This window comes from Acidovorax sp. SRB_24 (assembly GCF_012931925.1).
In genome coordinates, this window is the sequence record NZ_MWOM01000063.1 from 1 (window position 1) to 21,414 (window position 21,414).

The following is a 21,414-nucleotide window of genomic DNA, read 5'->3' on the forward strand; positions in this document are numbered from 1 at the left end:
GATTAGCTCAGCGGTAGAGCACTGCCTTCACACGGCAGGGGTCACATGTTCGATCCATGTATCGCCCACCAAAAACGAAAGACCGGCCATCAGTGGCTGGTCTTTTTTTTTGCCTTTTGCACGTCGGGTCCGTGGGGTGCCGTGCATTGGTACAGACAATGCACTGCGGGACGGCGGCGACGACCCGCACCTTGCGCGGTGCGGGCGCACCAGGGCCGGCGCCCTGGTCTCTTGCAGGAGCTTACTAATGACAGATTCCGTGGATTGCGCCGTCATCGGCGCAGGGGTGGTGGGCCTGGCGGTTGCGCGCGCCCTGGCGCTGCGTGGCCGCGAGGTCATCGTGCTGGAGGCCGCGCCGGCCATCGGCACAGGCACCAGTTCGCGCAACAGCGAGGTCATCCATGCGGGCATCTACTATCCCGAGGGGTCGCTCAAGTCGCGCCTGTGCGTGCAGGGCCGCGAGATGCTGTACGGCTACTGCGCTGCGCGCGGCATTCCTTACCGCCGCTGCGGCAAGCTGATCGTGGCCACCCGCGCCGAGCAGCTGGCGCAGCTGCACGGCATCGTCGCGCGCGCGGCCGCCAATGGTGTGGTGGATTTGCAATGGCTCGACCGCGATGCCGCGCGGGCGCTGGAGCCTGCCCTGGAGTGCGTGGCGGCGCTGCATTCGCCCAGCACCGGCATCGTCGACAGCCACGCCCTGATGCTGGCGCTGCAGGCCGACCTGGAGCATGCGGGCGGGCTTGTGGCATTGAATTCACCTCTGGCCCATGCCCGGTGCGCGCAAGATGCTATTTTGTTGATAGCGGAGGATGGCACGCAGCTGCAGGCACGCACCGTTGTCAATGCCACCGGGTTGGCGGCGCCGCTGCTGGCGCGGCGCTTCGAGGGGCTGGATCCACGGCATGTCCCCACGCCCTATTACGCCAAGGGCAGCTACTTCACCCTCAGCGGCACGGCGCCTTTCAGCCGCCTTGTTTACCCGGTGCCCGAAGCCGCTGGCCTGGGCGTGCACCTGACGCTGGACTTGGGCGGCCAGGCCAAGTTCGGCCCCGATGTGCAGTGGGTCGAGGCGCCCGACGACCTGACCGTGGACCCGGCCCGGGGCGATGCCTTCTACAGCGAAGTGCGCCGGTACTGGCCCGGCCTGCGCGCAGGCAGCTTGGTGCCGGGCTATGCCGGCATGCGGCCCAAGCTCAGTGGCCCTGGTGCACCGGCCGCCGATTTCGTGATCCAGGGGGAGCGCGACCATGGCGTGCGCGGGCTCGTCAACCTGTTTGGCATCGAGTCGCCAGGCCTGACCAGCGCGCTGGCCATCGCGGAGCAGGTAGCGAAGATGCCGTGAATTTGTCGGACAGGGGCTCAAAAAGCACCGCCATGCGCTCTTTGGGTACCTGGCGCCCGAACAGCTCGCTAAGATGGGTTCTGCAGCACCGCCACGAGGCTGCGCGCTATCGATTCCTGTTTTTCACACAACGAAAGGCTGATATGACGACCTCTGCTTCCGACACCATTTCTTCCACCCAAAGCGAACTTGAGAAACTGGTTTCCGATTTGCGTGGGTTGCTGTCCAGCCGAGATCTCGACAGCATCCCCCAGATCAAGCTCCTGCGCCAGCGCATGGACGATGGCATGCACAACGTGCGCGATGCCGCGGTGGAAGCTGCGCAAGAGGCCGCGCGCCAAGCCAAGGAGGCCGCCCGTGCGGCAGACCGCTATGCACACGACGAGCCGTGGCGCGTGGCCGGGGCCGCTCTCGCCGTTGGCGCGCTGGTCGGCTTCCTGCTGTCGCGCCGTTGAACTTGTGTGGGCGGCTGCGCAGGCCGCCCGGTCTCTGACAGGAGGACGTGCATGAACTGGATTTCCCTGCTTGGTCTGGAGGCCATGGTCGCACGCTGGCGTGCCGCTGTCATGGAGGGCGCCCTGGCTGCAGAAGACCGCCTGGAGCTGGCGCAGTTGGAGTGGCGAGAACACAAGCGCCGACTGCGCAACACCGTGCTGCTGGCGCTGGCGATCGCAGGCTTGACGGTGGTGGCCTTGGTGCTGCTGTCGCTCGCGCTCGTGGTTCAGTTCTGGGACACACCGCACCGCACCGTGGCGACATGGAGCGTCGCGGGCGTGTGGCTTGCGCTGTGGCTTGGTGCGCTGGTGGCGCTGTGGGCCACGGTGCACGCGGCCGGGGGCGCGTTTGCGCTCACGCGCCGCGAACTGGCCCAGGATTGGCACGACATCAAGGAGCAGCTGTGAGCAAGTCTGAATCTTTCTCTGACAAGAATCTGCCTGTTCCCACGCCCGCGCAGCAACGCATCATCGAGCGCATGGCCGCGCAACGCGAACGCCTGCGCGCACGGCGTGCGCGGCGCGAGCAGTTCTTGGCGATGCGCAAGGCCGAGGGAGGGCTGGGCGCGGATGCGCCTTTGCCTTTGCGCGTTGCGGTGTTTGCCAAGCAGCATCCGGCCGCACTGGCCGCCTTGGCCGGTCTGGCCTTGGTGCTCGGACCCAAGCGGCTCGTGGCATGGGCCGGTGTCGTGCTGCCGTTGCTAACGCGCTTGCGCTAGCCTGGAAGGCAGGAAAAAAGTGCTTCAGGAGCGCCGCGGATCGAAGGCAAACCGCGTTGCGCGGCAGTCCGCAGGCCCGGGCGGACGTCAGGCCATGGTCTTGAGAGCGCGTGCGACGCGGCTGGGGAGTGCAGGGCCTTCGTAGATCAACCCCGTATAAATCTGCACCACGTCTGCGCCCGCCCGCACCTTGGCCACGGCATCTTCCGCGCTCATGATGCCGCCCACACCGATGATGGGGTAGCGGCTGCCCAGGGCCGCGCGCAGCTGGCGTATGACCTGGTTGCTGGCCTCCAGGACCGGGGCGCCGCTCAGTCCTCCCGCCTCTTGCGCATGGCACAGGCCTTGCACGGCGTCGCGGCGTATGGTGGTGTTGGTGGCGATGACGCCGTCCATGCCGTGGCGCTCGAGCGCGCTGGCAATGACGGCGACCTGGGCCTCCTCGAGGTCCGGGGCGATCTTCACAAAGATGGGCACGCGCTTTTCCTTGCCGCCGGTGCCCGCATGCTGGCGTGCCAGCACTTCGCGCCGCTCGGCAATCGCGCCCAGCAGCGCGTCGAGGGCGGCGTCGCTTTGCAGCGTGCGCAGGTTCTGCGTGTTGGGCGAACTGATGTTGACGGTCACATAGTCGGCGTGCGGGTAGACACCGTCCAGGCAACTCAGGTAGTCGTTCCTGGCTTCTTCCATCGGCGTGCTGGCGTTCTTGCCGATATTCAGACCCAGCAGCATGGGGTGGGCCCGTTGTTGCGAGCGAAATCGGGCGCGCTGGACGTTGTGCACGAACGCTTCGAGCCCATCGTTGTTGAAGCCCAGCCGATTGACCAGCGCCCGTGCCTCGGGCAGGCGGAACATGCGCGGCTTGGGATTGCCGGGCTGTGGCTGGGGCGTCACGGTACCGACCTCGACAAAACCGAATCCCATGGCGCTGAGTGCGTCAATGCAGCGTGCGTTCTTGTCCAGCCCGGCGGCCATGCCGACGCGGTTGGGAAATGTCAGGCCCGCCAGTTCGACGGGGTCGTCCACGGTGTCATGGCACCAGGCCCACTGCAGGGGCGTGCCCTGACCGCGGGCCAGCATGTCCATGGTGAGATCGTGGGCCGCTTCGGCATCCATGCCAAACAAAAACGGGCGGGTGAGGGCGTAGGGAATCAGGGACATGGGGATAATTCAGGGCTAACCTTCTTATTCTCGCCCATGACGACCTCCTCCCCCCTGACCCAAGACGAACTCAAGGCCCAAGTCGGCCAGGCTGCCTTGCGCTATATCGTGCCCGGCGACATCGTGGGCGTCGGCACCGGCTCCACAGTCAACAAGTTCATCGACGCACTGGCTGGCATCAAGGACCAGGTCCGCGCAGCCGTTTCCAGTTCGGTCGCCAGCACCGATCGCCTGCGCGCCCTGGGAATCGACGTGGTGGATGCCAACGAAGTGGAGCAACTGGCGGTGTACGTCGATGGTGCCGACGAGATCGATGACCACGGCTTCATGGTCAAGGGCGGCGGCGCGGCGCTGACGCGCGAAAAAATCGTGGCCGCGCTCGCCCAGCGCTTTGTTTGCATCGCGGACGAGTCCAAGCGCGTTGCCGTGCTTGGAAAGTTTCCCCTGCCGGTGGAGGTCATTCCAATGGCGGCTCGGCACATCGCCCGCCGGTTTGCCGCGCTCGGCGGCCATGCCACATTGCGCCTGAAGGACGGGGCGCCGCTGGTGACCGACAACGGCCAGCACATCCTGGACGTGACAGGGCTGTCGATCACCGATCCCCTGGCCTTGGAGTCCGAGGTGAACCAGTGGCCCGGCGTGGTTTGCGTAGGAATCTTTGCGCACCAGAAGGCGTCGGTGTGCCTTTTGGGCACGGCGCACGGGGTGCAAACGCTGGCCTATTGAGCGTTTGCGCGGCGAGAATTGCCGGCTTGGGGACGTAGCGTGGAGCGCCGGTGCCTCAGAAGCGGATGCCCGCAGGGTTGGGCGGCGTCGGCCCGCGCGGCACTGCCGGTTCCTGGCGGACGGCAGGCGGCGCATTGCCAGGGGCTGCCGCCGTTGCGGGAGCAGGGGATGGCGTGCGTTGGATGGCCACCAGAGGGGTGGGCGCGGCTCGGCGGTACTGGGGGGGCAGCTGCGACTGCTTGGGGTAGCCGGCCGCATCCAGGTACTGCGTCCATTCACTGTCCGAAAAACCCGTCAGCTGCTGGCCCCCGATGGTGCCAAAGGGCAGGCTGGAGCCGCCACTGAGGCGCTGCAGGGCGTCGATGTCTTCGTTGCTGGCCACGGTGCGCTCGGTGAAGGGCACGCCGCGCTGGACTAGCAGATTGCGCGCGCTGGCGCACGGCGTGCAGTCGGCGCCCGTGTACAGCGTGACCGGAAAGCGCGTGGCGATCTGGCGCAGCTCGTAGGGCAGGGCAGTGGCCTGACCGGCCTCTGGTGCGGCGCCGGCCCGCCCGGCCCGGGCGGGCTCCGCGTCGTTGCCCGGCGCGCGGTCGGAAAAGGTCACCTTGCCGTCCGGCCCGACGATGCGGTAGACCGGCTGGGCCTGTCCCGGGCCGGCCCAGGCCAGAGTGCACAGCAGGGTGGCCAGGGCAAGGAAGGGGCGGGGCAGGGGCATGCTCAATCTCCAGAACGTTCAGCGCAGTGGGTGAAGGTGCAAGGCGTGCTCAGGCCATGCCCTGGTGGCGCAACAGCGCCTCCAGGTTGGGCTCGCGGCCGCGGAAGGCCTTGAACGATTCCATGGCCGGGCGGCTGCCGCCGGCCTCCAGGATGGCCTGGCGGTAGCGCCGCCCCGTCTCCTGGCAGGGCGATCCGTCGGGGCCGACGGTTTCCTCGAACGCGGCATAGGCATCGGCGCTCAGCACCTCGGCCCATTTGTAGCTGTAGTAGCCGGCCGCATAACCGCCCGCAAAAATGTGGCTGAAGGTGTGCGCTGTGCGGCTGAAGGCCGGGGGCTGCAGCACGGACACCTCCTGGCGCACCTGCGCCAGCAGCGGCATGAAGTCGTGCGCCGGATCGTGCGAAGTGTGCAGCAGCATGTCGAACAGCGCGAATTCGATCTGGCGCAGCGTGCCCATGCCGCTCTGGAAGTTCTTGGCCGCCATCATCTTGTCGAACAGGGTGCGCGGCAGCGGCTCGCCCGTGTCCACGTGCGCGCTCATGTGCTTGAGCACGTCCCATTCCCAGCAGAAATTTTCCATGAACTGGCTGGGCAGTTCAACCGCGTCCCATTCGACGCCGCCAATGCCCGACACGTCGCGCTCGTTCACTTGCGTGAGCATGTGGTGCAGCCCGTGGCCGAACTCATGGAACAGGGTGATGACGTCGTCGTGCGTGAGCAGCGCCGGCTTGCCATCGACGCCGCCGGCAAAGTTGCAGACCAGGTGCGCGACCGGCGTCTGCAGCTCGCCGGTGTCGGGTCGCAGCCAGCGCGTGCGCATGTCGTCCATCCACGCGCCGCCGCGTTTGCCGGTGCGTGCAGGCTGGTCGAGGTAGAACTGGCCCACCAGCTGCCCGGCCCGCTCAATGCGGTAGAACGCCACGGCGGGATTCCAGACCGCCGCGTCATCCGGGCGAATGGCCACCTCGAACAGTGTCTCGACGATCTTGAACAGCCCCGCCAGCACCTTGGGGGCGGTGAAGTACTGTTTGACCTCCTGCTCGCTGAAGGCGTAACGCGCTTCCTTGAGCTTCTCGGCAACGTAGGGCCAGTCCCAGGCCTGCGGGTCGCCCAGGCCCAGGCTCTCCGCGGCAAAGGCGCGCAGGTCGGCCACGTCCTTTTCGGCGTAGGGCCGGGCGCGGTGCGCCAGGTCGCGCAGGAAGGCGATCACCTCGTCGGCCGACTCGGCCATCTTGGGCACGACGGACACCTCGCCGAAATTGGCGTAGCCCAGCAGGTGCGCCTCTTCCTGGCGCAGCGCCAAAATTTCCTGGATCAGGGCCGTGTTGTCGTATTTCACGGCCTCGCCCGCGGCCTGGTCGGAGGCGCGCGTGACGTAGGCGCGGTACAGCGTCTCGCGCAGCGCGCTGCTGCGGGCAAACTGCATCACCGGCAGATAGCAAGGCATCTTGAGCGTGAGCTTGAAGCCGTCCTTGCCCTCGGCGCGCGCGGCGGCCTGCGCGGTCTGCTGGACGTCGGAGGGTACGCCGTCGAGCTCGTCGGCACGGGCGTAGTAGGCGTATGCGTCGGTCGCATCGAGCGCGTTTTCGCTGAACTTCTGCTGCAGCTCGGCCTGGCGCTCCTGGATCTGCGCAAAGCGCTCCTTGGCAGCGCCTTGCAGCTCGGCGCCCGACAGCACGAAGTTGCGCACTGCGTTCTTGAGCGCCTGGCGCTGTTCGGTGTTGAGCCCGGCCGGGTCGATGGCCTTGTACTTGGCGTAGAGCCGCTCGTCGGCGCCCAGGCGTGTCCAGAACTCGGTCACACGCGGCAGCGCCTCGTTGTAGGCCGCGCGCAGCTCGGGCGTGTCGGCCACGCTGTTGAGGTGGCTCACCACGCCCCAGGAGCGGCCCAGCTGTTCGGTGGCCACGTCCAGCACGCGCGCGATGTCGTCCCAGCGCGCGGGAAACGCGGGCGCCGTGACGGTTTCGAGCGCCTGGCTGGCGCGCGCCAGCAGCGCGTCCATGGCGGGCGCCACGTCACTGGGGGCAATGCGGTCGAATGCGGGCAGGGCGGAGAAGTCGAGGAGGGGATTGCTCATGCGGGCTTAGATGGCGTCGCCTGGGGGCGGTTCAAGGTGGTAGGGGCGCGGGAGGTGTGTCAGGCGCCGGCGGCGCGCTCTGCCGCTTCGAGGGTATTGACCAGCAGCATGGTGATGGTCATGGGGCCGACGCCGCCGGGCACGGGGGTGATGTGGCCCGCCACGTTCTTGACGCCGTCAAAGTCCACGTCGCCGCAGAGTTTGCCTTCGTCGTTGCGGTTCATGCCGACGTCGATGACGACGGCGCCGGACTTGACCATGTCGGCCGTGAGCACGTTGCGCTTGCCCACCGCGGCGACGATCACGTCGGCCTGCAGGGTCTGCGCCTTGAGGTCCTGCGTGGCGCTGTGGCAGATGGTGACGGTGGCGTTTTGGGCCAGCAGCATGAGCGCCATCGGCTTGCCCACGATGTTGCTGCGTCCGATGACGACCGCGTGCTTGCCGCGCAGGTCGTAGCCAATGGATTCGAGCATCTTCATGCAGCCGTATGGGGTGCAGGGCCAAAAACCTGGCATGCCGGTCATCAGCGCTCCGGCGCTGGCGATGTGGAAGCCGTCCACGTCCTTGGCGGGCGAGATGGCTTCAATCACCTTTTGCGCATCGATGTGCTTGGGCAGGGGCAGTTGCACCAGGATGCCGTGGATGGACGGGTCGTTGTTGAGCGCTTCGACGCGTGCCAGCAGCGCAGCCTCGGTCATGTCGGCGCCGTACTTCTCGAGCACCGAGTGCAGGCCGCTGTCCTCGCACGCCTTGACCTTATTGCGCACATAGACCTGCGAGGCCGGGTTGTCGCCGACCAGCACCACGGCCAGGCCAGGCGTGACGCCGCGGGCCTTCAGGGTGGCGGCGCGTTGGGCGACGTCGGTGCGCAGTTGGCGGGAAAGGGCGTTGCCGTCTATCGTTTGGGCTGTCATGGTCAAATATCAATGAAAAAAGCCTCTAGCGCTTATGTAGTAAGCGCTAGAAGCTATTGAAAGTGTAGCGGTCAGGCTTTGGCGGTGGTTTGGCCGAGCGCAATCTTGAGCAGGTCGGCGACGGTGTTGGCGCCGAGTTTTTCCATGATGTTGGCGCGGTGCGCCTCCACGGTCTTGATGCTGATGCCCAGGTCGTCGGCGATCTGCTTGTTCAGGCGGCCGGCGACGATGCGTTCCAAGACCTGCGCTTCGCGGCTCGTCAGCTTGGACAGCAGCGCATCGCGGCTGGCCGCCTGCTGGTGGCCGGTGAAGGCTTCGCGCGCATGGTCGAGCATGCGCTCCACCAGGGCAATCAGCTCTTCTTCGTTGAACGGTTTCTGGATGAAGTCGAGTGCGCCCTTCTTCATGGTGTTCACGGCCATGGGCACGTCGCCGTGGCCCGTGATGAAGACGATGGGCAGAGGGGACTTGCGTTCGATCAGGCGGTCTTGCAGCTCCAGACCCGTCATGCCACCCATGCGGATGTCGACGATCAGGCAGGCAACTTCGCGCGGGTCGTAGCGTGAGAGAAAGGATTCCGCCGAATCAAAACAGCGCACCCGGTAATCCTTGCCTTCGAGCAGCCACTGCAACGAATCGCGCACGGCTTCGTCGTCGTCGACCACATACACAGTGCCTTTTTTCGGAATCAAGCTCATGCAATTGTCCTCGGGGGATGTACATTAGCTACAGAATTCGTAGCATCGTTGTCAGGCGCAGCAAGCGGAAGCCAAAAAGAGAACCTGCAGCCCGTGACTTCGGAACCATTGTAGATGTTCTCCGCCTGCATTCTCCCCTGGTGGGATTCGACAATGCTGCGGCACAAATTGAGGCCCATGCCCATGCCTTCCTGCTTGGTCGAGAAAAAGGCTTCGAACAGGCGCTCGAGCACTTCCTGCGCCAGTCCCTGGCCGGTGTCCTGCACCGAAAACTCGACCACCTGCTGGCCCTCGATCTGCTTGGGCACGACACGCAGTTCCACGCTGCGCCTTGCCGGCGTGCGGCGTGCCTGGGCAATCGATTCGGCGCCGTTCTTCATGAGGTTGATCAGCACCTGTTCGATCAGGATGGAGTCGGCCATGACCTGCGGCAGCCGTGCCGCGACATAGTGCGTCAGGCGCACGTTGTGGCGACGCAGTTCGATGTCCGCCAGCTCCAGCGCTTCGCCGACCATGCTGGAGACATCGGCCAGCGTGCGGTTGGGCTCGCTCTTCTTCACGAAGTCCCGGATGCGCTGGATGATCTGCCCGGCGCGCTGCGCCTGGTGCGAGGTTTTCTCCAGCGCCGCGAGCAGGGCCTCCTGCGTGATCTGGCCGCTGTGGATACGCGAGACGATGCCGTTGCAGTAGTTGTTGATGGCGGTGAGCGGTTGGTTGAGCTCGTGCGCCACGCTCGATGCCATCTCGCCCATGGTGATCAGGCGGCTGACCGACTGCGCGCGCTCGGTTTGCCGGGCGGTCTGCTCCTCGGCCTGGCGCCGGGGCGTGATGTCGGTGGCAATCACCATCTGGGCCAGGCGCCCGTCGACCCAGCTGAGGTAGCGCGAGCGCACTTCCAGCCACTTGCCCAGTTCGGGCAAGAAGATTTCGGCGTTCTCGGTGTGGGCGCTGGTCAGGGTGTCGGTGGGCAGCCCCATGAGCCCGTCTTCGCCGTCTGCGCTGTCGCTGCCGGCGTTCTTGGCAGGCAGCACGCCGGCCTGGGCCACGAGCTGCAGGTGTCCGTCGGTCTGTGAGCCAAACCACTGGCGGTAGAGTTTGTTGGCGAACAGCAGCTCTTCGCTGCCCAGGGGGGCCACCGAGACCGAGGCGTCAAGCGCTTCGAGCACGATGGTGAAGCGCTCATGCGATGCCGAGAGTTGCTCGCGGATGCGGTTGGGCTCGGTGATGTCGGTCATCGAGGTCATCCACCCGGTCTGCTGGCCGCGCGCGTCGATCAGCGGAGAGACGTAGAGCCGGGCATCGAAGATGGCGCCGTTCTTGCGCCGCACCCGCACCTGGAAGCCCCCGGACACGGTCTTGCCGTTGAGCTCGTCCTGCAGGCGCGCGTGCAGCGTGTCCAGGTCGGCGTCGGGCCAGTAGGGGAACGGCGGTGTCTGGCCCACCAGTTCGGCCTCGCTCCAGCCTGTCATCTGGCAGAACGCTGCGTTCACGTAGGTGATGCGGCCCTGCAGGTCGAGCGCGCGCATGCCGGTGAGCACCGAGTTTTCCATGGCGCGGCGGAAATTGGTTTCTGCCACCAGGGCCATCTGCGCCTGCATGCGCCGGCGTGTGTGGCGCCAGGTGGCAATCAGCATCCACGCCGTCATGGTGCTGAGCGTGACCACCAGCCAGAACAAGCCGCTGCCGACCACGCCCAGCGAGGTGCGGTACGCCTGGGCCCGCAGCACCAAGCCGTTGCCCACGGGCGAGACGGGCACTTCGTATTCGTTGGCGCGCTTGCTCCAGGGCTGCCAGGGCATGGTGGCGCTGCGAGGCGCCAGCGGCGTGCCGGCGAGCACCTGGTGCTGCGCGTCGAGCAGCGTCACGGCATAGCGCGCCAGTACCTCGGTGGGAGTGCCGTAGCGCAGCAGGCTGTCGATGGAATACTCGCCCAATACCACGCCGCCAAACTTGCCCTGCACATTGAGTGGCACCTGCAGCTGCAGCAAAGGCGTGGGCTCGCCACTGCCGGCGGCGGGTTGCACATAGACCGGCTGCTGCAGGTCGCGCGTGAGGTCGAAGGCGTCGGCGGTGTCGCCTTTCTTCAGCACCTCGCCGGGCACGCGCATCTGGCCGCCCGAGAGTGTGGGCGCTGCGTGGCTGGCACGGATGTGGCCGCGCGCATCGATCCAGGTTATGGCCTGGAGCTCGGGGTACTGGCTGATCAGGGCCTCTGCGCGCTGGTCGAACTGGGGGCGCTCCAGCTCCTGGTTCGACAGATCGCGTGCAATGCGCATGATCTGTTCCTGGCGCTCGAGCAGGCGCAGGCGCACGCGCTGCTGTGCGTACTCCACATCGCGGCGCAGCGCCTCCTGCTCGCGCTCGCCTTCCTCCATGCGCAGATACCAGAAAGCCGCCACGATGGCCGCCATGAACAGCAGCACGGCCGCCAGCGGAGCCAGCGCGGCAAAGCGGTCCTGACGCGTGGGCGAGAGACTGCGCCACCATGCGCGCCACGAGCGCGCGAGCGCGGCAGTGCGCGATGGCGCGGGGGCGAGAGAGGGCGAGTGCATGGGCCGAGTGTAGGGGAGCGCAGGGTGCACCGCGATGGTGCGGAAAATGTGCGTTTGCAGCAATTTATCGTATTATGAAATCTAAAAGCATAATTTGAAATAAGAAAAAAATATGAGAAACTTGGCGGCACGCACTAAATTGCGGTCTATATCTCCAGGAGACAAACCATGTCAGCACAGCCCGATCCTCGCGCCGGCAGCGGCGCATTGCCAGCCCCCGACGCCGACCAGCAAGAGACCCGAGAGTGGATGGATGCGCTGTCCGCCGTGATCGACAAGGAAGGCGCAGAACGCGCCCATTTCCTGCTCGAACAGCTGCTCGAGCACGCGCGCCAAAGCAGCATCGACATGCCGTTCTCTGCCAACACGGGCTATGTGAACACCATCGAAAAAGACCAGGAAGCGCGCTGCCCTGGCAACCTGGAGCTCGAAGGGCGCCTGCGCGCCTATATGCGCTGGAACGCCATGGCGATGGTGGTCAGGGCCAACCGCATCCACCCGCCCGAAGGCGGCGACCTGGGCGGCCACATCGGCTCCTTCGCCTCGCTGGCCAACATGTTCGCGGCCGGCTTCAACCATTTCTGGCACGCCGAGAGCAACGAACCTGGCAAAGAGCACGGCGGTGACTGTCTCTACATCCAGGGCCACGTCTCGCCCGGCATCTATGCCCGCGCCTACATGGAAGGGCGCCTCACCGAAGAGCAGCTGAACAACTTCCGCCAGGAGGTCGATGGCAAGGGCCTGTCGAGCTACCCGCACCCCAAGCTCATGCCCGAGTTCTGGCAGTTTCCGACGGTGTCCATGGGCCTCGGCCCGCTGATGGCCATCTACCAGGCGCGCTTCCTCAAGTACCTGCACGCGCGCGGCATTGCCAACACCGAGAACCGCAAGGTCTGGGTGTTCTGCGGCGACGGCGAGATGGACGAGGTCGAATCGCTGGGCGCGATCAGCCTGGCTTCGCGCGAGAAGCTCGACAACCTGATCTTCGTCATCAACTGCAACCTGCAGCGCCTGGACGGCCCGGTGCGCGGCAACGGCAAGATCATCCAGGAGCTCGAAGGCGAATTCCGCGGCTCGGGCTGGAACGTGATCAAGCTGATCTGGGGCAGCCGCTGGGACGATCTGCTCGCCAAGGACAAGGACGGTGCGCTGCGCAAGATCATGATGGAGTGCAACGACGGCGACTACCAGGCGTTCAAGGCCAACGACGGCGCCTACGTCCGCAAGAACTTCTTCGGCCGCGATCCGCGCACGTTGAAGATGGTCGAGCACATGAGCGACGACGAGATCTGGAACCTGCGCCGCGGTGGCCACGATGCGCAGAAGGTCTATGCCGCCTTCCACGCTGCCAACGAGACCAAGGGCCAGCCCACCGTGCTGCTGGTCAAGACCGTCAAGGGCTTTGGCATGGGCAAGATCGGTGAAGGCAAGAACACCGTGCACCAGACCAAAAAGCTGGGCGACGAGGACATCAAGGCTTTCCGCGACCGCTTCAACATCCCGATCCCCGACAGCCAGATCGCCGACCTGCCGTTCTACAAGCCGGCCGACGACACGCCCGAGATGCGCTATCTGCATGAGCGCCGCCAGGCCCTGGGTGGCTACCTGCCGCACCGCCGCACCAAGGCCGACGAGCAGTTCAATGTGCCGCCGCTCGACACTTTCAAGGCCATCCTCGACCCGACCCCCGAGGGCCGCGAGATCTCGACCACGCAGGCCTATGTGCGCTTTCTCACGCAACTACTGCGCGACAAGGAACTGGGTCCGCGTGTCGTACCGATCCTGGTCGACGAAGCGCGCACCTTTGGCATGGAAGGCTTGTTCCGCCAGATCGGCATCTACAACCCTGCGGGCCAGCAGTACACCCCGGTCGACAAAGACCAGGTCATGTACTATCGCGAGGACAAGGCCGGCCAGATCCTGCAGGAAGGCATCAACGAAGCCGGCGGCATGAGCAGCTGGATCGCGGCGGCCACGAGCTACAGCACGAGCAACCGGATCATGATCCCGTTCTACGTGTACTACTCGATGTTCGGCTTCCAGCGCGTCGGCGACCTGGCCTGGGCGGCGGGCGACATGCAGGCGCGCGGCTTCCTGCTCGGCGGCACCTCGGGCCGCACCACGCTCAATGGCGAAGGGCTGCAGCACGAAGACGGCCACAGCCACATCCTGGCCAACACCATCCCCAACTGCGTGACCTACGACCCGACCTTCGCCCACGAAGTGGCGGTGATCATGCACGACGGCATGCGCCGCATGGTGCAGGAGCAGGAAAACGTCTTCTACTACATCACGCTGCTCAACGAGAACTACCCAATGCCGGGCCTCGAAGCCGGCACGGAAGAGCAGATCATCAAGGGCATGTACCTGTGCAAGCCTGGCCAGAAGGTGCCGCAAAGCGGCCTGCGCGTGCAGCTGCTCGGCTCGGGCACCATCCTGCGCGAGTCATTCTTCGCGCAAGAACTGCTCGAAAAGGACTGGGGCATTGCCGCCGATGTGTGGAGCTGCCCGTCGTTCAACGAACTGACCCGCGACGGCCAGGAGGTGGAGCGCTGGAACCTGCTGCACCCGCTGGAAGCCCCGCGCGTGCCGTTCGTGACCGAGCAGCTCGCCAAGAGCACCGGCCCCGTGATCGCATCGACCGACTACATGAAGGCCTATGCAGAGCAGATCCGCCCCTACATGCCCAAGGGCCGCCACTACAAGGTGCTGGGCACGGACGGCTTTGGCCGCTCGGACTTCCGCCGCAAGCTGCGCGAGCACTTTGAGATCGACCGCCATTACATTGTGCTGGCGGCACTGCGCGCACTGGCCGATGGGGGCCAGGTGCCGGTGACCAAGGTGGCCGAAGCGATTGCCAAGTACGGTATCGCCACCGACAAGATCAACCCGCTGCACGCCTGAAGACGAACGGGAGACAACTATGGCAATGGTAGATATTCAAGTTCCCGACATCGGCGACTTTGACGAAGTGGCCGTGATCGAAGTGCTGGTCCAGCCGGGCGACACGATCAAGGCAGAGCAGTCGCTGGTCACTGTGGAGTCCGACAAGGCCTCGATGGAGATTCCGTCCAGCCACGCGGGCGTGGTCAAGGAGCTGCGCGTGGCCCTGGGCGACAAGATCAAGCAGGGCTCGGTCATCGTGGTGCTGGAAACCGCCGACGCGGCAGCGCCCGCACCGGCGCCCGCAGCGGCTGCACCGGTTGCGGCACCCGCCGTGGCGGCACCTTCGCCTGCGCCCGCTGCAGCGCCTGCTCCGGCAACGCCGGCCGCCGCGAGCACGGTGGATCTGCGCATCCCCGACATCGGTGATTTCAAGGATGTCACCGTGATCGAGATGCTCGTCAAGGTCGGCGACACCGTGGCCCTGGAGCAATCGCTGTTCACCGTGGAGTCCGACAAGGCCTCGATGGAAATCCCATCGCCGGCCGCGGGCGTGCTCAAGGCGCTCAGCATCAAAGTGGGCGACAAGGTCAACATCGGCGATATGGTCGGCCAGATCGAAGGCGTGGGCGCTGCCGCGGCACCCGCCGCTGCGCCGGCTCCGGCGGCCGTGGCCGCTGCCATAGCGCCTGCTGCGGCCCCGGCCGCAGCGCCCCAGTCCGCTGCCACGCCTTCGGCTCCGCAGGCCGCCGTGCCGGCACACAACCCCACCGTGGCACCCACGGGCGCGCTGCCACACGCATCGCCCTCGGTGCGCAAGTTTGCCCGTGAACTCGGCGTGCCGCTGGCCGAAGTGCAGGGCAGTGGCCCCAAGGGCCGGATCACCGAAACCGATGTGCAGGCCTTCACCCAGTCCGTCATGGTCGGCAGCGTGCAGACCCGGGCCCAGGCCGCAGTCGCACCCAAGGCCGCTGCCGCCAGCGGTGGCGGCGCAGGCCTGGACCTGCTGCCCTGGCCCAAGGTGGACTTTGCCAAGTTCGGCGCCATCGAGCGCAAGGAGCTCTCCCGCATCAAGAAGATCAGCGGCGCCAACCTGCACCGCAACTGGGTGATGATCCCCCACGTCACGAACAACGACGAGGCCGACATCACCGAGCTCGAAGCCTTCCGCGTCTCCACCAACAAGGAAAACGAGAAGAGCGGCACCAAGGTCACCATGCTGGCCTTCGTCATCAAGGCCGTGGTGGCGGCGCTCAAGAAGTTCCCCGACTTCAATGCCAGCCTCGACGGCGACGCGCTGGTTTACAAGCAGTACTTCAACATCGGCTTTGCCGCCGACACGCCCAACGGGCTGGTCGTGCCGGTGCTCAAGGACGCCGACCGGAAGGGCATCCTGCAGATCAGCCAGGAAATGTCGGAACTGGCCAAGAAGGCGCGCGAGGGCAAGCTCGGCGCGGCCGACATGCAGGGCGGCTGCATGTCGATCTCCTCGCTCGGCGGCATTGGCGGCACGCATTTCACGCCCATCATCAACGCCCCCGAAGTCGCCATCCTGGGCCTCTCGCGCGGCGCCATGAAGCCTCTGTGGAACGAGGACAAGGAAAAGTTTGTCCCGCGCCTCGTGCTGCCGCTGTCGCTGTCCTACGACCACCGCGTGATCGACGGGGCCTCGGCCGCGCGCTTCAACGCCTACCTCGGTCAGGTGCTGGCGGACTACCGCCGCATCCTGCTGTAAAGGAGCAGCACGATGGCAAGCATTGAAATCAAGGTTCCGAACATTGGCGACTTTGCCGAGGTCACGGTCATTGAACTGATGGTCAAGCCCGGCGACACCGTGGCCGTGGACCAGAGCCTGGTCACGGTGGAGTCGGACAAGGCCTCGATGGAAATTCCCTCCAGCCACGCCGGTGTGGTGCAGACGGTCCAGGTGCAGCTCGGCGACAAGATCGCCGAAGGCAGCGTGCTGCTGACGCTCGAGGCGGCGGCCGATGCCGCAGCGCCCGCGCCGGTGGCTGCTCCTGCTCCTGCATCTGTAGCTGCCGGCGCAGGTCCATCCAGCGTTTCAGTATCAAATCCGGCTGAAACCAAGGTTTCGCCAGTGCCAGCTGCTCCTATTCCAGGAGCGGCCGAGTTTGCCGGCACGGCCGACCTCGAATGCGACGTGCTCGTGCTCGGCGCCGGCCCCGGTGGCTACAGCGCCGCCTTCCGCGCGGCCGACCTGGGCCTGAAGGTCGTCCTCGTCGAGCGCTATGCCACGCTGGGTGGCGTGTGCCTGAACGTGGGCTGCATTCCCTCGAAGGCGCTGCTGCACGTGGCCTCCGTCATGGACGAGGTGAGCCACATGGCCGACCTGGGCGTGAGCTTCGGCGCGCCCAGCCTCGACATCGACAAGCTGCGCGGCCACAAGGAAAAGGTGATTGGCAAGCTCACCGGCGGCCTGGCGGCCATGGCCAAGATGCGCAAGGTCACGACCGTGCGCGGCTACGGCGCCTTCGTCGGCGCCCACCATGTCGAGGTCGAAGAGACCACCGGCACGGGCCAGGACAAGACCGGCACCAAGAAGGTCATCGCCTTCAAGAAAGCCATCATTGCCGCGGGCAGCCAGGCCGTGCGCCTGCCCTTCATGCCCGACGATCCGCGCGTGGTCGATTCGACCGGCGCGCTGGAACTCACCGAAGTCCCCAAGCGCATGCTGATCCTGGGCGGCGGCATCATCGGCCTCGAAATGGGCACGGTGTACTCCACGCTGGGCGCGCGCCTCGATGTGGTCGAGATGCTCGACGGCCTGATGCAGGGCGCCGACCGTGACCTCGTCAAGGTCTGGCAGAAGATGAACGCGCCGCGCTTCGACAACATCATGCTCAAGACCAAGACGGTGGGCGCGCGCGCGCTGCCCGAAGGTATCGAGGTGGCGTTTGAAAGCGCCGAGCCGGGCGGCACCGCCCCCGCGCCGCAGGTCTACGACCTGGTGCTGCAGGCCGTGGGCCGCACGCCCAACGGCAAGAAGATCGCCGCCGACAAGGCGGGGGTGGCCGTCACCGACCGGGGCTTCATCGAGGTCGACATCCAGATGCGCACCAACGTGGCGCACATCTTCGCCATCGGCGACATCGTGGGCCAGCCCATGCTGGCGCACAAGGCGGTGCACGAGGCGCACGTCGCGGCCGAAGTGATCGCCGGCGAGCTGCAGGGCAACAAGGAGTTGGCCGCGGCCGCCTTCAACGCCCGCGTGATCCCCAGCGTCGCCTACACCGACCCCGAGGTCGCCTGGGTCGGCTTGACCGAGGACCAGGCCAAGGCGCAGGGCATCAAAGTCAAGAAGGGCCTGTTCCCCTGGACGGCCTCGGGCCGCGCGATCGCCAATGGCCGCGACGAAGGCTTCACCAAGCTGCTGTTCGACGACAGCGACGAGGCCCATGGACACGGCAAGATCCTCGGCGGCGGCATGGTCGGCACGCACGCGGGCGACATGATTGGCGAGATTGCCCTGGCGATCGAGATGGGCGCCGATGCGGTGGACATCGGCAAAACGATCCATCCGCACCCGACGCTCGGCGAGAGCATTGGCATGGCGGCCGAGATTGCGCACGGCAGCTGCACGGACGTGCCGCCGGCGCGGAAATAGGCAGCGCCTTTTTTACTGAAAGCCGGCCATGGCGGCAAAGAAATTTCCCAACGCACCCCCGCACCCCGAGCGGGTGTGCTGGGGGTGCGATCTTTATTGCCTCGCCACGGACATGCGCTGTGGCAACGGCTCGGACCGCACGCCGCACCCGGTGGAACTGTTTGGCGAAGACTGGGCGCAGTGGGGCGCAGAGGCCCCCGAAGAAGCGGCCGGTGGTGGCCCGACGGCCACCGATCCGTCCGCCTCTTGATGCACGCACCCGGTGTGCGCAGCGCGGGCCAGCCAAGCGCCTAGCTTAAGCCTTTTTCTTGATGAAGCCGTAGATCACCAGCAGCACGATCGCACCGAGGACCGAGGCAATCCAGCCCGCCGGGGTGCCCGGTGCATACCAGCCCATCGCAGTGCCCGCATAACCGGCCACGAGCGAACCCGCAATGCCGAGCACGATGGTCATGATCCAGCCCAGCTTGTCGTCGCCCGGTTTCACGGCGCGCGCAATCAGTCCGACGATGAGGCCCACAACAATGGTTCCAATGATGGACAGCATGGGATGCCTTCCTCAGTAAAAATAACGATCGTACAGAGATTCCCGGCAAACGGTGTGGCATCAATTGCGCGGCAGACGCAGCACATTCAGAACGGCAGCGCCTGGGCCTCCATGAGGCCGAAAAATCATCCTTGAACGGCTCTCGCCAAAACTTCTCGCCCTATGCAAGCCTTGCTCACCGCCATCGCCCAGATGCCCCTGCCGACCGACGCGTGCCGAATTTTCCACGGCCGCGGCGGCCTGTACCCCGGTTGTGAGCAGTGGGTGCTCGACGCCTTTCCGCCCGTCTTCGTGCTCACCAGTTTTGCGCCCGCGCACGAGTCGACTGAACGCGAGCTCTCCACGGTCGGCGCGGCGCTGGCCGCGCGGTGGCAGGAAGTGGCGCCAGGGCAACCGCTCAACTGGGTGTTCCAGTGCCGCAATGGGCAGTTGCGCACGCAGGGGCTTGCCGAAACGCGGTTGATGGCAGGTAGCGTGTCCGACCCGCACGTGGTTACCGAGCAGGGTGCGCAATTCCGCGTGCATGTGCTCAAGGGCCAGAACCACGGCCTGTTCCTCGACATGGCCGAGGGGCGCCGCTGGGTGCACGAATATGCCGCCGCACGCAGCGCCGACCGTTACGGCCTCAAGGTGCTCAACCTGTTTGCCTACACCTGCGCGTTCTCGGTGGTGGCGCTGCAGGCGGGCGCGAAACACGTGGTCAACGTGGACATGGGCCGCGGCGCCATTGCCATCGGCCAGCAGAACCACCAGCTCAATGGCCTGACGGGCCGTGCCAGCTTCCTCGCGCACGACATCTTCAGCACCTGGGGCAAGATCACCCGCGGCGGGCCGTATGGCCTGGTCATTGTCGATCCGCCCAGCTACCAGAAAGGCAGCTTTGTTGCCACCAAGGACTACGCCCGCCTGATGCGCCGGCTTCCCGACCTGCTGGCGCCGGGCGGCCATGCGCTGCTGTGCCTGAATGCGCCTGAACTGGGCGTGGATTTTCTGCAGGACCAGATGCGGGAATTGGTGCCGGAATTGGCGCTGGTGGAACGGGTGCCGAATCCGGCGGTGTTTGCGGACGTGTCGCCACAAAAAGCTTTGAAGGTGCTGGCTTACCAAGCGCCCCTTTGACGGGTGGAGGTAGCTATTGGGTTGCTCGGCAGGGGTGTTGGATTTTGCTGCATCTGCTTCCAGTGCGCGGGGTGCGGTAAGCGGTGTGAGTTTTGGCGGGTAAAAGCGTCGAGATTTCTTACAAAGTTCCCACGCTATTCGCGTAAGTGGTTGATTTTATGGTGTGGCACGGTGTTTGCCTATGTAAGTTGAATCCAGAAATTTCAGCATCTACTTACAGGGAGACAGACCATGAAATTCAGACCCCTTGCAGCCGCCATTGCAGGAGCGCTTGTTTCGGCAGCCATCCACGCGGCGCCGATCGTGAATAACAATGTGCGCCCGGTGGCTATCAATGGCTCGTCTCCAGGCGAGCAGCCGCTCCAGACGGTGTTGGACAGTGTGTTTGGTGCGGGTGCCGTGAGCGCGGCCAACCACCAAAGCAGCGCCGGCATGTGGGGGTCTGCCACCGGTGTCGCCACCACCATCCCCACGCTGGTCATGGAGCAAACCAGCGGCGCTGCGAGCCAAAAGTTTGGCATGTGGTTTGGCACCGACTCGTCCAATATCTATCGCGTCGATCTGTTCTTTGGCGGTGCGGTCGGGGGTGCGTCCACGTCCCAAATGAGCACCGCGGGCATCGGTATCGACAATGGTGTGATGTACATCGGCGGCGGCATTTCCGCCCAGAGCGCGTGCGGAACGCAGATCAATTGCGGCGTCTTCACCAACGCACTGATCAACCCGTCCAGCTTTGGGTTTTATTTTCAGACCGGGGATGGAAGGATCGCCTATTCCATTGACAGTCTGAACAGCGACGGCGCCACCCGTGTTCTGGCCTTCCAGGGCGGCGCTTCCACCAACTGGGTCTTCGCGTTTGAAGATGGCACCGACAACGACTTCCAGGACATGGTGGTGAAAATCGAATCGATCCAGGTACCTGAGCCCGGTTCTCTGGCGTTGTTGGGCCTGGCCCTCGCAGGCCTGGCAGGTGCGTCACGCCGCAAGCCAAAGAACGCGGGTTGACCTCGGGGCACCGTGGCTAGTGCGCAAGGGTGGCTTTGGCCACCCTTTTTCTTTTGTCAGCGGGCGGGGGCGGGCAGGGCCAGCTGTGCCGCTTGCACCACCCGCACACAATCCTGGATGTGCTGCTCGCCCAGGTAGCGCAGCGTCGCGTAGCCCAACGCCGCAGACACAGCCTGGCCGGCCAGGGGCACGTATTTGGCCAACTGCCTGCCGGTCATGCGCATGCCCAGCGCTTGGGTGGCCTTGAGCACCAGGTCTTTGGTCACAAACTTGCCAATCAGCACCGAGCCGACCATGGCCACCGCTTTTTGCACTTGCTCGCGCTTGTGCGGATCGAGCTGGTCGAGCTGCTGCGGCGACAGGCCGAATTCAGCGTTGATGCGTGGCAGCAGGTGCGACAGCAGCGCTGCATCCACGGCCCAGTCCAGGCCGGGCACCGGCACGGTGCTGGCGACGGCGGCCATCAGCGCGCGGCGGTGCAGCAGGCGGTGGGCGCGCCGCACGGCGGCTTGCACGGCGCCGTCGGCGGCTGGATTGGCAGTAGAGCGGGCCATGCGCGACACCGTGTGAGCAGTCAGAGCTTGCGCTGCAGAAACCGGTAAACGGCCAGCAGGGCCATTGCGCCCAGCAGCGATGCGACCGAGCCGCCCAGGGTTCCGGGACGGTACCAGTCGACCGCTACACCGAGGTAGCCGGCCAGCAAGGCACCGATCACGCCCACGAGCGCGGCCGCGGGCCAGCCCCACTGGGATCTGGTGCGGCTCGCCGTCCATGCCAGCAGCCCGGTGGCGCAACCAATGACGATGGACGTGAGCAGGGAGAGCATGGGCAATC

The 21,414-nt window shown here is 65.7% G+C and carries 20 protein-coding genes; 11 read left to right on the forward strand and 9 right to left on the reverse strand.

Going from position 1 to position 21,414, the window contains the following annotated elements:
- Positions 1 to 247: 247 nt before the first annotated feature.
- From B2J89_RS17125 to B2J89_RS17140, 4 genes are all read left to right on the forward strand, one after another.
- Positions 248 to 1,345: an NAD(P)/FAD-dependent oxidoreductase gene (locus B2J89_RS17125; protein ID WP_169168563.1), complete on the forward strand. Its 1,098-nt coding sequence runs from the start codon at positions 248 to 250 to the stop codon at positions 1,343 to 1,345.
- A 143-nt stretch (positions 1,346 to 1,488) separates the two neighbouring features.
- Positions 1,489 to 1,800 carry a DUF883 family protein gene (locus tag B2J89_RS17130; RefSeq protein ID WP_169168580.1) on the forward strand — a complete coding sequence of 104 codons (312 nt, stop codon included), beginning with the start codon at positions 1,489 to 1,491 and terminating at the stop codon, positions 1,798 to 1,800.
- 51 nt (positions 1,801 to 1,851) lie between these two features.
- Positions 1,852 to 2,247 (forward strand): phage holin family protein, encoded by a 396-nt coding sequence (locus B2J89_RS17135; protein WP_169168564.1) that lies wholly within the window; start codon positions 1,852 to 1,854, stop codon positions 2,245 to 2,247.
- A complete protein-coding gene (locus B2J89_RS17140; RefSeq protein WP_169168565.1) occupies positions 2,244 to 2,558 on the forward strand; it encodes a hypothetical protein in 315 nt (104 codons plus the stop codon). Before B2J89_RS17135 ends, B2J89_RS17140 begins: the two co-directional genes overlap by 4 nt.
- An 87-nt stretch (positions 2,559 to 2,645) precedes the next feature.
- Here B2J89_RS17140 and B2J89_RS17145 read toward each other — a convergent pair whose 3' ends face one another.
- Complete coding sequence (locus B2J89_RS17145; RefSeq protein ID WP_169168566.1) at positions 2,646 to 3,716, reverse strand: quinone-dependent dihydroorotate dehydrogenase; 1,071 nt, start codon at positions 3,714 to 3,716, stop codon at positions 2,646 to 2,648.
- A 36-nt stretch (positions 3,717 to 3,752) separates the two neighbouring features.
- Here B2J89_RS17145 and rpiA point away from each other — a divergent pair, with 36 nt between their 5' ends.
- Positions 3,753 to 4,442 carry a ribose-5-phosphate isomerase RpiA gene (rpiA, locus tag B2J89_RS17150; RefSeq protein ID WP_169168567.1) on the forward strand — a complete coding sequence of 230 codons (690 nt, stop codon included), beginning with the start codon at positions 3,753 to 3,755 and terminating at the stop codon, positions 4,440 to 4,442.
- Positions 4,443 to 4,497: 55 nt separating this feature from the next.
- Here rpiA and B2J89_RS17155 read toward each other — a convergent pair whose 3' ends face one another.
- From B2J89_RS17155 to B2J89_RS17175, 5 genes are all read right to left on the reverse strand, one after another.
- Positions 4,498 to 5,157 (reverse strand): glutaredoxin family protein, encoded by a 660-nt coding sequence (locus B2J89_RS17155; RefSeq protein ID WP_169168568.1) that lies wholly within the window; start codon positions 5,155 to 5,157, stop codon positions 4,498 to 4,500.
- Positions 5,158 to 5,206: 49 nt separating this feature from the next.
- Positions 5,207 to 7,237 carry a M3 family metallopeptidase gene (locus B2J89_RS17160; RefSeq protein WP_169168569.1) on the reverse strand — a complete coding sequence of 677 codons (2,031 nt, stop codon included), beginning with the start codon at positions 7,235 to 7,237 and terminating at the stop codon, positions 5,207 to 5,209.
- 59 nt (positions 7,238 to 7,296) lie between these two features.
- Positions 7,297 to 8,151, reverse strand: a complete 855-nt coding sequence (folD, locus tag B2J89_RS17165) for a bifunctional methylenetetrahydrofolate dehydrogenase/methenyltetrahydrofolate cyclohydrolase FolD (protein WP_169168570.1) — start codon at positions 8,149 to 8,151, stop codon at positions 7,297 to 7,299.
- A gap of 71 nt (positions 8,152 to 8,222) precedes the next feature.
- A complete protein-coding gene (locus B2J89_RS17170; protein WP_169168571.1) occupies positions 8,223 to 8,849 on the reverse strand; it encodes a response regulator transcription factor in 627 nt (208 codons plus the stop codon).
- A complete protein-coding gene (locus tag B2J89_RS17175; RefSeq protein ID WP_169168572.1) occupies positions 8,846 to 11,401 on the reverse strand; it encodes a PAS domain S-box protein in 2,556 nt (851 codons plus the stop codon). The genes B2J89_RS17170 and B2J89_RS17175 overlap by 4 nt, the downstream gene beginning before the upstream one ends.
- Positions 11,402 to 11,569: 168 nt before the next feature.
- On the opposite strand from B2J89_RS17175, the gene aceE reads away from it, so the two are divergent.
- From aceE to B2J89_RS17195, 4 genes are read left to right on the forward strand one after another with little or no spacing between them, the layout of a single operon-like run.
- Entirely contained in the window at positions 11,570 to 14,305 is a 2,736-nt protein-coding gene (aceE, locus tag B2J89_RS17180; protein ID WP_169168573.1) for a pyruvate dehydrogenase (acetyl-transferring), homodimeric type, read from the forward strand.
- A gap of 19 nt (positions 14,306 to 14,324) precedes the next feature.
- The gene (gene aceF, locus B2J89_RS17185; RefSeq protein WP_169168574.1) at positions 14,325 to 16,019 is read left to right on the forward strand and encodes a dihydrolipoyllysine-residue acetyltransferase; all 1,695 of its coding nucleotides are present in this window, start codon (positions 14,325 to 14,327) and stop codon (positions 16,017 to 16,019) included.
- Positions 16,020 to 16,031: 12 nt separating this feature from the next.
- The gene (lpdA, locus tag B2J89_RS17190) at positions 16,032 to 17,909 is read left to right on the forward strand and encodes a dihydrolipoyl dehydrogenase (RefSeq protein WP_169168575.1); all 1,878 of its coding nucleotides are present in this window, start codon (positions 16,032 to 16,034) and stop codon (positions 17,907 to 17,909) included.
- A 28-nt stretch (positions 17,910 to 17,937) separates the two neighbouring features.
- Positions 17,938 to 18,159 (forward strand): DUF3079 domain-containing protein, encoded by a 222-nt coding sequence (locus B2J89_RS17195; RefSeq protein WP_169170233.1) that lies wholly within the window; start codon positions 17,938 to 17,940, stop codon positions 18,157 to 18,159.
- Between the two features lie 45 nt (positions 18,160 to 18,204).
- On the opposite strand, the gene B2J89_RS17200 is transcribed toward B2J89_RS17195, so the two are convergent.
- Complete coding sequence (locus B2J89_RS17200) at positions 18,205 to 18,456, reverse strand: GlsB/YeaQ/YmgE family stress response membrane protein (RefSeq protein WP_169170234.1); 252 nt, start codon at positions 18,454 to 18,456, stop codon at positions 18,205 to 18,207.
- Between the two features lie 162 nt (positions 18,457 to 18,618).
- On the opposite strand from B2J89_RS17200, the gene B2J89_RS17205 reads away from it, so the two are divergent.
- Entirely contained in the window at positions 18,619 to 19,575 is a 957-nt protein-coding gene (locus tag B2J89_RS17205) for a class I SAM-dependent methyltransferase (RefSeq protein ID WP_169170235.1), read from the forward strand.
- Positions 19,576 to 19,806: 231 nt separating this feature from the next.
- Positions 19,807 to 20,580: a DUF4114 domain-containing protein gene (locus B2J89_RS17210; RefSeq protein WP_169170238.1), complete on the forward strand. Its 774-nt coding sequence runs from the start codon at positions 19,807 to 19,809 to the stop codon at positions 20,578 to 20,580.
- Positions 20,581 to 20,636: 56 nt separating this feature from the next.
- Here B2J89_RS17210 and B2J89_RS17215 read toward each other — a convergent pair whose 3' ends face one another.
- Positions 20,637 to 21,134 (reverse strand): hypothetical protein, encoded by a 498-nt coding sequence (locus tag B2J89_RS17215; RefSeq protein ID WP_169170236.1) that lies wholly within the window; start codon positions 21,132 to 21,134, stop codon positions 20,637 to 20,639.
- Positions 21,135 to 21,154: 20 nt separating this feature from the next.
- A partial coding sequence (locus tag B2J89_RS17220) for a GlsB/YeaQ/YmgE family stress response membrane protein (protein ID WP_169170237.1) occupies positions 21,155 to 21,414 on the reverse strand: 260 nt, incomplete at its 5' end.